This is a genomic window from Paenibacillus piscarius (assembly GCF_022234545.1).
Classification (GTDB): Bacteria; Bacillota; Bacilli; order Paenibacillales; family Paenibacillaceae; genus Paenibacillus_AQ; species Paenibacillus_AQ piscarius.
Genome location: NZ_JAIEUI010000003.1, coordinates 1 through 13217, shown reverse-complemented (window position 1 = coordinate 13217; position 13217 = coordinate 1). Strand labels below are relative to the sequence as shown.

12 protein-coding genes and 1 tRNA gene are annotated in these 13217 nt (G+C 55.9%); 1 reads left to right on the top strand and 12 read right to left on the bottom strand.

The genetic code is table 11. The features are described 5' to 3' along the window. Position 1 precedes the first annotated feature (1 nt). The 4 genes from hisB to K1558_RS06080 form a co-directional block, all read right to left on the bottom strand. Positions 2-613, bottom strand: a complete 612-nt coding sequence (gene hisB / locus K1558_RS06095; RefSeq protein WP_238650516.1) for an imidazoleglycerol-phosphate dehydratase HisB — start codon at positions 611-613, stop codon at positions 2-4. Next, the gene (gene hisD, locus K1558_RS06090; protein ID WP_238650515.1) at positions 600-1910 is read right to left on the bottom strand and encodes a histidinol dehydrogenase; all 1311 of its coding nucleotides are present in this window, start codon (positions 1908-1910) and stop codon (positions 600-602) included. Before hisD ends, hisB begins: the two co-directional genes overlap by 14 nt. Positions 1911-1941: 31 nt before the next feature. After that, entirely contained in the window at positions 1942-2586 is a 645-nt protein-coding gene (gene hisG, locus K1558_RS06085; RefSeq protein ID WP_238650514.1) for an ATP phosphoribosyltransferase, read from the bottom strand. 102 nt (positions 2587-2688) lie between these two features. Then, positions 2689-3906: an ATP phosphoribosyltransferase regulatory subunit gene (locus K1558_RS06080; RefSeq protein WP_238650513.1), complete on the bottom strand. Its 1218-nt coding sequence runs from the start codon at positions 3904-3906 to the stop codon at positions 2689-2691. A 316-nt stretch (positions 3907-4222) separates the two neighbouring features. Between K1558_RS06080 and gntK the strand changes: the two genes are divergently transcribed. Beyond that, positions 4223-5761 (top strand): gluconokinase, encoded by a 1539-nt coding sequence (gntK, locus tag K1558_RS06075; RefSeq protein ID WP_238650958.1) that lies wholly within the window; start codon positions 4223-4225, stop codon positions 5759-5761. A 75-nt stretch (positions 5762-5836) separates the two neighbouring features. On the opposite strand, the gene K1558_RS06070 is transcribed toward gntK, so the two are convergent. The 8 genes from K1558_RS06070 to K1558_RS06035 form a co-directional block, all read right to left on the bottom strand. After that, on the bottom strand, positions 5837-7006 hold the full coding sequence (locus tag K1558_RS06070) for an acyltransferase (protein ID WP_238650512.1): 1170 nt from the start codon (positions 7004-7006) through the stop codon (positions 5837-5839). Between the two features lie 176 nt (positions 7007-7182). Beyond that, positions 7183-7689, bottom strand: coding sequence for an acyltransferase (locus K1558_RS06065; protein WP_238650511.1), 507 nt, complete (start codon positions 7687-7689; stop codon positions 7183-7185). Beyond that, positions 7686-8345, bottom strand: coding sequence for a pyrophosphatase PpaX (gene ppaX / locus K1558_RS06060; RefSeq protein WP_238650510.1), 660 nt, complete (start codon positions 8343-8345; stop codon positions 7686-7688). The genes K1558_RS06065 and ppaX overlap by 4 nt, the downstream gene beginning before the upstream one ends. 9 nt (positions 8346-8354) lie before the next feature. Beyond that, positions 8355-9386 (bottom strand): prolipoprotein diacylglyceryl transferase, encoded by a 1032-nt coding sequence (gene lgt, locus K1558_RS06055; RefSeq protein ID WP_238650509.1) that lies wholly within the window; start codon positions 9384-9386, stop codon positions 8355-8357. A gap of 12 nt (positions 9387-9398) precedes the next feature. Beyond that, positions 9399-10337 carry an HPr(Ser) kinase/phosphatase gene (gene hprK / locus K1558_RS06050; protein WP_238650508.1) on the bottom strand — a complete coding sequence of 313 codons (939 nt, stop codon included), beginning with the start codon at positions 10335-10337 and terminating at the stop codon, positions 9399-9401. A gap of 228 nt (positions 10338-10565) precedes the next feature. Further along, entirely contained in the window at positions 10566-11687 is a 1122-nt protein-coding gene (locus tag K1558_RS06045; RefSeq protein WP_238650507.1) for an ABC transporter ATP-binding protein, read from the bottom strand. A 109-nt stretch (positions 11688-11796) separates the two neighbouring features. Beyond that, positions 11797-12894: a PucR family transcriptional regulator gene (locus K1558_RS06040; protein WP_238650506.1), complete on the bottom strand. Its 1098-nt coding sequence runs from the start codon at positions 12892-12894 to the stop codon at positions 11797-11799. Positions 12895-13066: 172 nt separating this feature from the next. After that, a tRNA-Lys gene (locus tag K1558_RS06035) sits at positions 13067-13139 on the bottom strand. Between the last annotated feature and the right edge of the window lie 78 nt (positions 13140-13217).

Here is a 13217-nt window from a genome sequence, read left to right as displayed (position 1 = left end):
GCTACAGCACTCCCTTCGTCGAAGGCACACCCTTCACGCGGGGATCAACCTGGGTTGCTTCATCCAGCGCCCGGCCCAGCGCCTTGAAGACCGCTTCAATCATATGGTGGGTATTCGCCCCGTAATGCACGATGACATGCAGCGTTATTCTGGCCTCCAATGCGAACTTCCACAGGAATTCATGCACCAGCTCTGTCGAGAAGCTGCCCACCTGCTGCGAAGGATACTCTGCCCGGTATTCAAAATGCGGGCGGTTGCTGATATCAATCACGACCTGGGCGAGCGCCTCATCCATCGGGACGAAGACGCTGGCGTAGCGCTTGATGCCTTTTTTATCGCCCAGCGCTTCCCGCAGCGCCTGCCCGAGACAAATGCCGATGTCCTCTACCGTATGGTGGTCGTCAATATCAATATCACCGCGCGCCTGCACGGTGAGGTCGAACTGTCCATGCTTCGTGAACAGGTCCAGCATATGATTCAGGAACGGCACATCGGTCTCCAGCTCGGATACCCCGCTGCCGTCCACGGCAAAGCTCAGCTTGATGTCCGTTTCGTTCGTTGTCCGGCTTAAGCCTGCCTTGCGCAGTGCCTGTTCGTTATTAGTGTTGTCCATTTGCGTCTCCACCTTTCGCTTCGTTCATCAGCCGCAGCTCAATCGCCCGCGCATGGCCTTCCAGCCCCTCGCGCCGGGCCAGCTCCATAATAGCCGCCCCGTCCCGCAGCAGCGCTTCCTTGCTGTAATAGATGAGGCTGGACTTCTTGATGAAGTCATCTACATCCACCGGCGAAGAGAACCGCGCGGTTCCGTTCGTCGGGATAATGTGGTTCGGTCCGGCGAAGTAGTCGCCGACCGGCTCCGAGCTGTACGGGCCCAGGAAGATCGCCCCGGCGTTCTCAATCGCCCCGGCCAGCCCCATCGGGTCCACGGCCACAATCTCCAGATGCTCCGGCGCCAGCCGGTTCACCACGGAGATGCCCTCCGCCAGTGAGTCTACGACGATGATCGCGCCGTAGTTCTCCACCGAGGCCCGCGCGATGGGCTCGCGCGGCAATGCCTGCAGCTGCCGCTCCACCTCGGCAGCCACCGCCTCCGCGAGACGCTGCGACGGCGTCACGAGGATCGCCGACGCCATCTCGTCGTGCTCGGCCTGCGAGAGCAGGTCGGCCGCGATGTAGGCGGCCTCGGCGGTATCGTCGGCGAGCACGACGATTTCGCTCGGTCCGGCGATGCTGTCGATATCGACAGCGCCGTAGACCTCGCGCTTGGCCAGGGCCACGAAGATGTTCCCTGGCCCGCAGATCTTGTCCACCGGCACGATCGACTCCGTGCCGAAGGCCAGGGCGGCGACCGCCTGCGCGCCGCCGATGCGGTAGATCTCGTGTACGCCCGCTTCAGCGGCGGCCACGAGAATATAAGGATCGATGCCTTCCCGGCCGCCCGTCGAAGGCGGTGTCACCATCACGATCTCCGGCACCCCGGCGATCTGGGCCGGAATCACGTTCATCAGCACCGAGGACGGGTACGCTGCCTTGCCGCCGGGAACATACACGCCCACCCGCTTCAGCGGGCGGATAATCTGGCCGAGGATCGTGCCGTCCGGCTGCAGATCCATCCATGAATTGCGCTTCTGCCGGGCATGGAAGGCCCGGATATTCCCGGCCGCCGCCCGGATGGCCGTCACGAAGGATTCCTCGACCCGGCTGTAGGCATCCTCCAGCTCCTCCGGCGTCACCCGCAGCTGTGCGGGCGTCAAGGCTACCCCGTCGAAGCGCTCCGTATAGCGGAGCAGTGCCGCATCGCCTTCCTGCTTAATCCCTGCCACGATCTCACGGACCGCCTGGTTCTGCTCCGGCGTGCCATACTCCACTTCACGCTGCAGCTTGAAATCCTTGCTGGATTGAATCTTCACCGCTGTTCCCCCTTCTGCCTCTATTCAAGCTCTATTTCAACTGCAGCCCGGGACCTGTTATCACGCCCTGCAGGCGGTCACACAGCTGCTGAATCTCCCCGTTCTTCATCCGATAGCTGACCCGGTTCGCCACCAGCCGGCTGGTAATCTCGAAGATGCTCTGCATCTCCACCAGTCCGTTATCCTTCAGCGTCTGGCCGGTCTCCACCATATCCACAATCCGGTCGGCCAGGCCGATCAGCGGCGCCAGCTCGATCGAGCCGTTCAGCTTGACCACCTCAACCTGCTGGCCCTGCTCGCGGAAGTACCGCGAAGCCACATTCGGGTATTTGGTGGCGACCCGCTGCTGAATGCCCGGCTGCCAGTTCGGCAGTCCGATGATGGACATCCGGCAGCGGGCGATGCCCAGATCAAGCAGCTCGTAGACGTCGCGGTTCTCTTCCAATAGTACATCCTTGCCGACAATGCCGATATCCGCTACCCCGTACTCCACATAGGTAGGCACATCCACAGGCTTGGCCAGAATGAATTCCATACCCGCCTCCGGCAGGGCAATCACCAGCTTGCGCGACTCTTCCCCGTCCGGGGGAATCGGCAGTCCCGCCTTGCGGAACAGCTCTGCCGCTTTATTGTATATCCGGCCTTTCGGCATGGCCACCTTAAGAATCTGTGCCAACGATTCCGCCTCCGTTTCGTGTTTCGCTCCTATAGTAACACTACAGCTCAATCCCATTCCTTGTCAGGCATTCCGTATCAAGATCACAGCCCGCAGCTGCACTCACCCATGCTCGCTGACAAATGACACGAAGGTGTAGATCTCCCCGAACCGCTCACCCTCAGCCTCCACCGTGTCCTGATCCACCCGCTTCACTATCTTCAGCTCCTCCGGCCCTGCAGCCAGCCGGGTCACCACTGCATGGCCTTCGCTCCGCAGCCGCGCCGCTTCAGCCAGCCCCTCCTGGCGCCGGAGGGCATCATACTGCACCAGAACCGGCAGCTCCTCTTCCTCGGCCAGCCCCGGGACGCCATCGAGAATCCGGTTCGTCTTCAGCGAGAAGCCGGTTGAGGGAACCGCACGTCCGAACTGCTGAAGCAGATTGTCATACCGGCCGCCGCTGCATACCGGGAAGCCCAGCTCCGCAGCGTATCCCTCGAAGGTCATGCCGGTGTAATAAGAGAAATCACCGATCATCGTCAGATCAATCAGCACATGCTCGGAGACGCCATACGCCACCAGCACCTCCCACACCTTGCATAGATGCTCTATGGAAGCGCGCGCCAGCGGATGGCTGCTCAGCTCCAGCGCCTGGCCGCAGATCTCCTTGCCGCCCCGCAGCCGCAGCAGCCCGTCCAGCTCCTGCTTCTGGGCTTCAGACAGATCCAGGCGCCGCAGCGTGTCGCGGAAGGCGACATAATCGCGGCTGAGCAGATGGCTCTTCAGCTCCTCCTGAGCCTCCGGCAGACCGGCGACCGCCTCCTGGAACAGTCCGTCCAGGAAGCCGACATGCCCCATGGCAATCTTGAAGGACTTCACGCCTGCCGCCTGCAGCGAGGCAATCGCCAGCGCCACCACTTCAGCATCAGCCTCCGGTGAATCATCCCCGACCAGCTCCACGCCGGTCTGGAAAAATTCGGCCTCCCGGCCCGCCTCCTCCTCAATCGCCCGGAAGACATTGGCATGATAGGACAGGCGCAGCGGCAGGGGCTCATCCTTGAGCAGAGACGAGACCACGCGAGCTACAGGTGCCGTCATCTCCGAGCGCAGCACCAGCGCCTGGCCCCGGTTGTTAAGCAATTTATACAGCTTCTGGTCCGATGTGGAGCTGGCCACACCAACCGTATCGTAATATTCTAGCGTAGGCGTGATCATCTGCCGGTAGCCCCAGCGGCTCATGCAGTAGAGCACATCCTTCTCGATCTTGCGCAGCTTTGTCACCGCACGCGGGAGATAATCCCTCACGCCGGCAGGCTTTTCAAATCCCTTGGGTTTGGCCATCTTCAATGTTCACCTCATCAGATTATCTAGGAAGGGTTCTCCAAAACGCTTCAATATGGTAAAGTGGTAGCAAAGTAAAGTAGTGGCAATATCGTATCACGGACTATTAAGCGGCGTCAACAATACACTACAATCATACCGCGCCGGAGACCAGACTTCCATGTCCTGCGCTCTCTTTTGCAGCAGTTCCTTTTGCCACCGGCAGGGCCGGCGCATATAATGTAGTTAATCTGATTGTACTTGATTTCCGGCATGAAGTATCCCCGGGAGCTATTTCATAACAGAAAGAAGGACTGACAGCTTGAGTACCTCCTATATGATAGGCGTTGATATCGGCACCACCAGCACCAAGGCTGTTCTCTTTGAGGAGCGCGGAACCATCCTGGCCCAGAGTAACCAGGGCTATCCGCTGCACCAGCCCTCCCCCTCTGTCGCCGAGCAGGACCCGGAGCAGATTCTGCAGGCCGTGATCCATACCATTACCCAGGTGATGCAGGACAGCCGTGTCTCCCCCGAACAGGTCCTGCTGGTCTCCTTCAGCTCAGCCATGCACAGTGTTATCGCTGTCGATGCCTCAGGAGCTCCGCTGACCGCCTGCATTACCTGGGCGGACAACCGGAGCAGCCGCTGTACCAAGCGGCTGAAGGACGAACTGAACGGGCACGGGCTGTATATGCGCACAGGGACCCCGATCCATCCCATGTCCCCGATTACCAAGCTGATGTGGCTTGGCGAAGACCATCCTGAACTGTTCAAGCAGACTCATAAGTTCATCTCCATTAAGGAGTATGTCTTCTTCAAGCTGTTCGGCGACTATGTTATCGACTATTCCATCGCCTCTGCCACAGGCATGTTCAATCTGGAGCAGCTGGACTGGGATGAGGAAGCCCTGCAGATTGCCGGTGTCACACGCGAGCACCTGTCCCGGCCTGTACCGACCACCGAGATCCTGCGCGGGCTGCTGCCTGGACTTGCCGCGGAGCTGGGGCTGCTGCCTGCGACCCCGTTCGTGGTGGGGGCCAGTGACGGTGTGCTGTCCAACCTGGGGGTGGGCGCGATAGAGCCGGGCGTCATCGCTGCAACGATCGGCACCAGCGGAGCCCTCCGCACCGTAGTGGACCGCCCGCTGACCGATCCCAAAGGACGGATCTTCTGCTATGCGCTCACGGACAAGCTCTGGGTCATCGGCGGCCCGGTGAACAATGGCGGGATGCTCTTCCGCTGGGTGCGGGATGAGTTCGCCGCCTCCGAGGTGGAGACGGCGAAGCGCCTGGGCATAGATCCTTATGAAGTATTGACCCGGATCGCCGCACAGGTGCCGCCGGGCAGCAATGGGCTATTGTTCCATCCTTACCTGACCGGAGAGCGCGCTCCGCTGTGGAACCCCGATGCCCGCGGCTCCTTCTTCGGCCTGAGCATGAACCACCGCAAGGAGCATATGATCCGCGCTGTGCTGGAAGGCGTCATCTTCAATATGTATACTGTACTGCTCGCCATGGAGGAATGCATCGGCCAGCCGGTCCGCATTCTGGCAACCGGCGGATTCGCCCGCTCTGAGCTGTGGCGGCAGATGATGGCCGACATCTTCGACCAGGAGGTCGTGGTCCCTGAGAGCTTCGAGAGCTCCTGTCTTGGCGCTGTTGTGCTTGGCTTATACGCCTTGGGCCGGATCAGCTCCTTCGATGCTGTATTCCCAATGATCGGCTCCACGCACCGCCATGAGCCGGTCACCGCCCATGCCAAAGCCTACAAGCAGCTGCTCCCGATCTTCATCTCCGTCTTCCGCAGCCTGGAGGATCAATATCAGGCCATCGCCGAATTCCAGCGCGAACAAGCCGGAGAACAGACGGTTTAAACCGCCCTCAGCGCCACCATACCTCAAGAAAGCGCCAGCCAGCCGCATAGTGTATGCAGCCAGCTGGCGCTTTTATTACTTCCCGGACGATCCTGTTGCCTTTGCAGCGGAGGCCGGCCTCTGCGGAGCCGAGCCGAACACCATCCAGGCCGGCTTCACGTAACGGAAGGCGAGAGCGACCACGACCCACGAGCCCAGCAGGGCTACCAGCCAGCCGCCTGCGATCGCCGCCGTATAAGCCAATGATCCGCCGTGGAACGGCAGCTTCCGGTACATGAACAGAAGCAGCGGATGCAGCAGATAGATACCGAAGGAACACGCACCCGCCGATAGCAGCAGCCGGGTCAGCAGGCTGCGGCCCGCACCATACAGCAGGAAGGACAACTGGAACAGCACCAGACAGGAGAGCAGTGCATGGACATTCGCGAAGCCTTCATACCACAGGCTGTTGATGACCGTTTTCTTCGTATAATTGTTGTACCACAGCATTACATGCCCAATCCCTGCCGCTGCCCATAACAGCCACAGCACGATCCAGCCGGTCCCTTTACCGGAGCGCCAGCCTTCGCGGGAAGGGATGAGCCATTTTTTCAGAGAGCTGTAATAGACCGCAATGGCCGCACCCAGCAGAAAATATGAGAAATACGTAATCGCCAGACTGCCCTTGGACAGCTTCCAGTACCCGTGGTTCACCATGTACTTGTTCAGCAGCACGAAGCCCCACTGGAGCGCAAGCCCGGCCGCCGGTGCCCATGCCGCGAGCTTCCGCAGCTTCTGCAGACACCACAGCATCAGCGGGAACAGCACATAGAACTGAATTATAATGATGATGTAATACAAATGTGTATACGCCGTACCCGTCCACAGGTATTTGCCGAATTTCGCTGCAAGCTCCTGCAGAGGCAGGCCCCAGGTATGTCCGGCGGTCATTTTCAGGGCAAAGTACAGCACCGAGAAGACCAGATAAGGCACAATAATATAGATCAGCCTGCGGGTGTAGAATTTCGCCAGCACCTTCCCTCCCAGGGGGCGGTCGATATAATTGTAGAACAGCACGAACCCGCTCAGGAAGATAAACGAGGGAACCGCGAACTGGCTGAACTTGTTAATGAACAGAAACGGGGCGAACATTGACGTATCCAGTGTCTCTGCGAGTGTCCGTGAAGTGGCATGAATAGCGATGACCGCAAAAATAGCAATAGCCCGAAAGATATCGAGCTGGGGAATTCTTTCCTTTTGAACCATGAACATTCCTCCTGATTAGCCCACCTAGTGCACTATAGTATTACGCCAATATATACTCGTCTTACCCTCAAAGGTTGCTTCGATCTGCCCGTTCCATGCAAGAAACCCCGCAGCTCCTGCGCAGATGCACGCAATCTGAAACTGCAGGGTTCCATTCCCGTCTGTATACCATAATATTATTCGATGACAGGTGACTCCGTTGAAGCCGGGCGCAGCTCACGCAGCGGATTGCCCCCGACGAAGGCCCCGGCAGCCACATTCTTATGCACCACCGAACCCGCCGCGACCACCGCCCCATCCCCAATGGTGACCCCCGGCAGGATGGTCGTATTTGCCCCGATTAAGACATGATCACCGATGACCACATCCCCCAGCCGGTACTCTTTGATGAGGTACTCATGGGCCAGAATCGTGGTGTTGTACCCGATGATGGAATTCTCTCCAATCGTAATTCTCTCCGGGAAAAAGACATCCACCATCGCCATCAGCCCAAATGCCGTATGCTTGCCAACCTTCATCCCGAGTATCCGGCGGTAGATCCAGTTCTTCAGTGGCAGGATCGGACAATAGCGGGCAACCTGGATGAAAATGAAATTGCGCACACCCTTCCATGGGCTCACTGTACGGTATATATGCCAGAGCGAATTAGGCCCCTCCACCGGATAACGGGTTATTTTTCTCACGGCTGCATGGTCTCCTGTTCCACAATAGTGTACAAGTCCTTCATATCATGGATGATGTAATCCGGCTCATAGGTGCGCAGCACATCCTCACCCTTCAGCGACCAGGCTACTCCTGCTACACGTACTCCTGCCGCCTGGGCAGACTGAATATCAACTGCACTGTCGCCCACCATCAGTGTTCTTGCCGGATCAACGCCCAGATTCGCTACAGCCATAAGCACCGGCTCCGGATGCGGCTTCGGATGAGTTACATCATTGACTGTCACAATCGTATCCATATACTTCAGCAGACCGAACTGCTCCAGCGACTTCAGTGTGTTAGGCCGGATCTTGGTGGTCACCACCCCAAGCTTGATTCCCCGGCGCTGCAGCTCCTCCATCGTCTCACTCACATGGGGAAAAGCTTGGACCAGCTCATCATGATGTGCATTGTTGTACGAACGGTAAGACCGCTCCAGCAGGCTTATATCCTTCGCTTCCAGACCGGAGAACGCGCTTAGCTGCTGCTGGAGTGTTGTTCCCATCAGTGGAATAATCTGCTCCCGGGTCAGAGATGGCAGATTATTCTCCTTCAGTGCATGCATGAATGAGTTGATGATCAGCTCATTGGTATTCACAATCGTTCCGTCCAGATCAAATAATACGCATTCCATCATTAGTGTCTATTACTCCTTAGTTTCCTTATCTTCCAGTGGCTCGGGAAGCGGCTCTTCCTGTTGAGGTGCCTTCTGGGGCGTACCCGCTGCACTCTCTGGAACTACAGCATCCGCTGGTGCTTCTTTGGTGCTGACAATCGGATCAGAATAATAAGGCAGCGGCCGGACGCTAACGCGCCGGATAATGATCAGGACAATCGCCGCAACAATGATCAGCAGCGACAGCAATTGCGAGACACGAATATTGCCGTAAGCCGGGTCCAGATACCCCTGCTCGAAGCCCATCCACTTCATCGGGCTCCACAGCGCATTAATGAATGAAGCCGCCCCGCTGCTGCCGTTGAAGGCCAGGCTGTCCGTCCGCAACGCTTCAATAAAGAAGCGGCCGATGGAGTACCATATAAGATAGGACATAAAAATTTCACCGGCACGCACAAACTTCTGACGCCGCAGTACGAACAGCAGCACAATGCCCAGCAGGCTCCAGAGTGATTCATACAGGAAGGCCGGATGACGGAAGGCATCCCCTATGTACATTTGATTGACGATGAAATCCGGCAGATGCAGCTTGTCGCGCAGGAACGATTCCTCCACCACACCGCCGTAGGCTTCCTGATTCACGAAGTTCCCCCAGCGTCCGATCATTTGACCAGCCAACAGTCCGGGTGCACAAATATCAATGAGCCGCCAAGCCGAATAGCCTTTATAGCGGAAATAGATCACTCCGCAGATGACGGCTCCAATCAACGCGCCATAGATGGCGATACCGCCGTTCCAGACCTTGAAGACGTCCCACAGGTTGTCCTTATAATCCTCCCACTTGAACGCTACAAAATAAATCCGCGCGGCAATGATAGCCGAGGGCACGCCCAGCAGCAGCATATCCATGAAGAACTCCTGCGAAATGCCGTACCGTTTGCCTTCTTGAATACACAGGAATAGCCCGGCCAGTGCGCCAAGACCCAGGATCAGGCCATACCAGTGAACAGGCAAGGATCCAATTGAGAAAACAATCGGATCAATCGCTAATGAATAGAACATGCTCTCACCCTCCTAATCCAGATCATCCATGTCTTCAGAGATAGTGGCTGTAAGTTTATTCGTGAACTGCAGCGCCGCATTGAAGCCCATTTGCTTCAGACGGTAATTCATTGCAGCCACTTCGATGATAACCGCAAGGTTACGTCCCGGACGCACCGGAATGGTGACCAGCGGCACATCGGTATCGATAATCCGTGTGGTCTCCTCATCCAGTCCCAAGCGGTCATACTGCTTGTCCTGCTGCCAGGCCTCCAGTCTAACGACCAGGGTAATCCGCTTATGGTTACGGATCGCGCCTGCGCCGAAGAGGGTCATGACATTAATAATCCCGACACCGCGGATTTCGAGCAGGTGACGGATCAGCTCCGGGGCCGTACCATGCAGCTGATTGTCCGAGGTCTGGCGGATCTCCACCGCATCATCGGCAATCAGACGGTGCCCGCGCTTCACCAGCTCCAGCGCCGTTTCACTTTTACCGATACCGCTGCTGCCTGTAATCAGCATCCCTACGCCATAGACATCACACAGAACACCGTGAATGGTTGCCGTCGGTGCCAATCTGCCTTCCAGGAAGCTCGTGAGTCTGCTGGAGAAAATCGTCGTCGCCATCGAGCTGCGCAGCACCGGAAGCCCCTTCTCATTGCTGATGTCGACCAGCTCCTGGGGAACCTCCAGCCCTCTTGTAATTACAATACATGGCGTATTATCATTGCAGATGCCGCGAATCCGCTCCTTACGCTCTTCTTCAGAGAGCATGGAGAAGAATGCCAGCTCGGTTTTGCCCAGCAGCTGCACACGTTCTTCAGGATAATATTCGAAATAACCGGCCATTTCCAGACCCGGACGGTTCAGATCGTCCACCGTGACCGGTCTCTTCAGTCCCTCATGCCCGGATACGACCTCTAACTGAAAATGCTGTACCAACTCCGATACCTTTACCTTCTTAGCCATATCTTCCGTCCTTTCGTCACCTGCGGTCAAGCGCCGCTCCCCGCGTGCTGGTCCACAAACCGGCCATTCCAGCAACAGGTAATTCTCCTGCTATCTTAATGGATAATGCCGGTGAATGCAATCTTAAACCCCGTGGCCGCTCTCTTCCCTCTTCCCGTCCTCTACATGAAAAAGCCGCCCTCTCAGGCGGCTTTGTTCATTATAGACTCTATTAACCATGCCAGGATCTTATCCCAGCAGTACGTTCAGTTCGGATTCTTTGTCGAAGATGTGGATCTTGTTCATATCGATCGCCAGCTTAGGCTTGCTGCCTTCGCGGGTAGTCGAGCGTCCGTCTACACGGGCAATGACAGTGTTAGCGCCAAGGCCGCTCAAGTAGAGGAGCATTTCATGACCAAGGTTTTCTGTAACATCAACCATCGAAGTGAAGATTGTGTTAGGGGAAGCTTCCAGGAATACCGGCTCTTCATGGATATCTTCCGGACGAACGCCCATGATTACATCCTTGCCAATGTATCCTTTGTTGCGCAGCAGAGTTGCTTTGCCGCCTGGAACTTCAACATCAAGGTTCTCAGCACGGAAACGGACAGCGCCGTTCACTTCGGACAGGGTACCGTTGATAAAGTTCATTGTAGGGGAACCGATAAATCCGGCTACGAACAGGTTCGTTGGCTCATTGTACAGCTCTTCAGGGGAAGCAGCCTGCTGGATGATACCATCGTACATAACTACGATACGGTCACCCATCGTCATAGCTTCTGTCTGGTCATGCGTTACGTAGATACAAGTGGTTTCAAGGCGTTTTACCAGCTTAGTGATTTCTGCGCGCATCTGACCACGGAGTTTAGCATCCAAGTTGGAGAGCGGCTCATCCATCAGGAAGACTTGTGGGTCACGGACAATCGCACGGCCTAGAGCGACACGTTGACGTTGACCACCGGACAGAGCCTTAGGCTTACGGTCCAGCAAGTGCTCGATATCCAGGATTTTCGCTGCTTCGCGTACTTTCTTGTCGATTTCTTCTTTCTTCACTTTGCGCAGCTTCAGACCGAAGGCCATGTTCTGATATACACTCATGTGCGGGTACAAGGCGTAGGATTGGAATACCATCGCAATATCGCGGTCTTTCGGAGCCACGTCATTAACTACACGGTCACCAATGTACATTTTGCCTTCAGAGATTTCTTCCAGACCAGCGATCATACGCAGGGTTGTGGATTTACCGCAACCGGAAGGACCAACCAATACGAGGAATTCCTTATCTTTAATATCAAGATTGATATCAATTACTGTTGCTTTATCGGAACCCGGGTATTTTTTGAAAATATGCTCTAAACGTACGCCTGCCATTGTATTTCCCCCTCGAGTCTATTATTGGATTAGAAAATCAAACGCTTTCTTGTATACCTATCTTACCCCAGAGCCGGACAGATGGCTATTTGCATGGTTCACAAAAAACCTATTTTCTTTTCGTCACTTTATACAATAACATAGCAAGCTTCACAATCGCGGCATCTCCGAAGCTCCGTACGTCGGCGCCTGTCTCCTGTTTGATCTTGTCCAGCCTGTACAGCAGCGTGTTGCGGTGAATATACAGCTTCTTGGCCGTCTCACTGACATTGCAGTCCATTTCAAAAAAAGTCTCCAGCGTCATCAGCATTTCCTTATCCGCCAGCACCGACGAATAATCACCGATCTGGCCCAGAAGCTGTCTGCGCCGCTCGTCAGGGATACTGTTCACCAGCCGCTCCATGTGCAGCTCCCACGGCAGATGAATATAATCACCCACCTGGAAAATCCGGCCGAGCACGATCGTCTCCCGCAGCAGCGCTACCGCACCAGTCAGCTCTTTCACCGGAATAATGGCCGGGGATACAGCCAGGTGGAAGACCCCAACCCACTCGCTGGCAATCAGTTCATGCAGTCCCATCGCCGTCTGGGCCAACAGATCCTCTGCACTTTCTTCCTCATCCTCTTTATCATCTCCGCCTGTAAGCAGTTCCTTACGGGCTAAAATTAACCATTCCTTATCCTGCAAAGGAACCAGCAGTACATCGTTCTCGAAATAACTGCGCAGCAGCTTCATTAATGAACGATACGTCATCTGCGGATTATGGACATTCTCACTGACCAGCATGAACGGGATCATCTCGCCGAAGAGACGGCCCTTCAGAGAGACCTCGTCGGGAATTTCTGCATCATCCTTCTCCTGCTCCAGTTGGGAGTTCAGCCACCCGCTTAGCTGGCGCGCCTCCATCTCCCCTTCTTCCTTCAGCCCGGTAGCCTTAAGCGCTACCGCGAAGTTCCGTCCGGCGTAATTCACCAGCTGCAATTCAAGCGGCGACAGCCCTTCCGTTTCGACCCACATTGCCGTTACGCGGCTGTCATTATCATACAAAGGAATCCATAGATACCCTTCGTGAATGACCGGCTGCTCCTGATCTTGATCTATACCCATGCTAAAAAGTGAAGCTGAGTGCTGTCTTCCGAGCTGCTTGATTCCGGTTCGCTTACCGGTGAGTTGCTCCAGCTTTTGACGCAAAACCTCACTATCCATCGTCACCATTCTCCACCACTTTTGCTTTTTCGCTTATTTTATCATATTTTGCCGCAAGATGCGGCACAGCTCATCCGAACCCTGAGTGACAATGATAACAAAATAACCCCTAAATTCTTATCATACAAAAAAAGCCATCACCGCAAGGTGATGACTTGTGTTTGCTTTCAGATGAGCCATGAAGGACTCGAACCTTCGACACCCTGATTAAAAGTCAGGTGCTCTACCAACTGAGCTAATGGCTCATAAAAAGGAATGGAGGCTGATGGATTCGAACCACCGAACACGTACGTGAGCAGATTTACAGTCTGATGCGTTTGGCC

Bases quoted from the DNA above. Each gene is read 5' to 3' on its own strand.
- hisB (WP_238650516.1), bottom strand. From the start codon at position 613: ATGGACAACACTAATAACGAACAGGCACTGCGCAAGGCAGGCTTAAGC.
- K1558_RS06080 (WP_238650513.1), bottom strand. From the start codon at position 3,906: ATGGCCAAACCCAAGGGATTTGAAAAGCCTGCCGGCGTGAGGGATTAT.
- gntK (WP_238650958.1), top strand. From the start codon at position 4,223: ATGATAGGCGTTGATATCGGCACCACCAGCACCAAGGCTGTTCTCTTT.
- K1558_RS06070 (WP_238650512.1), bottom strand. From the start codon at position 7,006: ATGGTTCAAAAGGAAAGAATTCCCCAGCTCGATATCTTTCGGGCTATT.
- ppaX (WP_238650510.1), bottom strand. From the start codon at position 8,345: ATGATGGAATGCGTATTATTTGATCTGGACGGAACGATTGTGAATACC.
- lgt (WP_238650509.1), bottom strand. From the start codon at position 9,386: ATGTTCTATTCATTAGCGATTGATCCGATTGTTTTCTCAATTGGATCC.
- hprK (WP_238650508.1), bottom strand. From the start codon at position 10,337: ATGGCTAAGAAGGTAAAGGTATCGGAGTTGGTACAGCATTTTCAGTTA.
- K1558_RS06045 (WP_238650507.1), bottom strand. From the start codon at position 11,687: ATGGCAGGCGTACGTTTAGAGCATATTTTCAAAAAATACCCGGGTTCC.
- K1558_RS06040 (WP_238650506.1), bottom strand. From the start codon at position 12,894: ATGGATAGTGAGGTTTTGCGTCAAAAGCTGGAGCAACTCACCGGTAAG.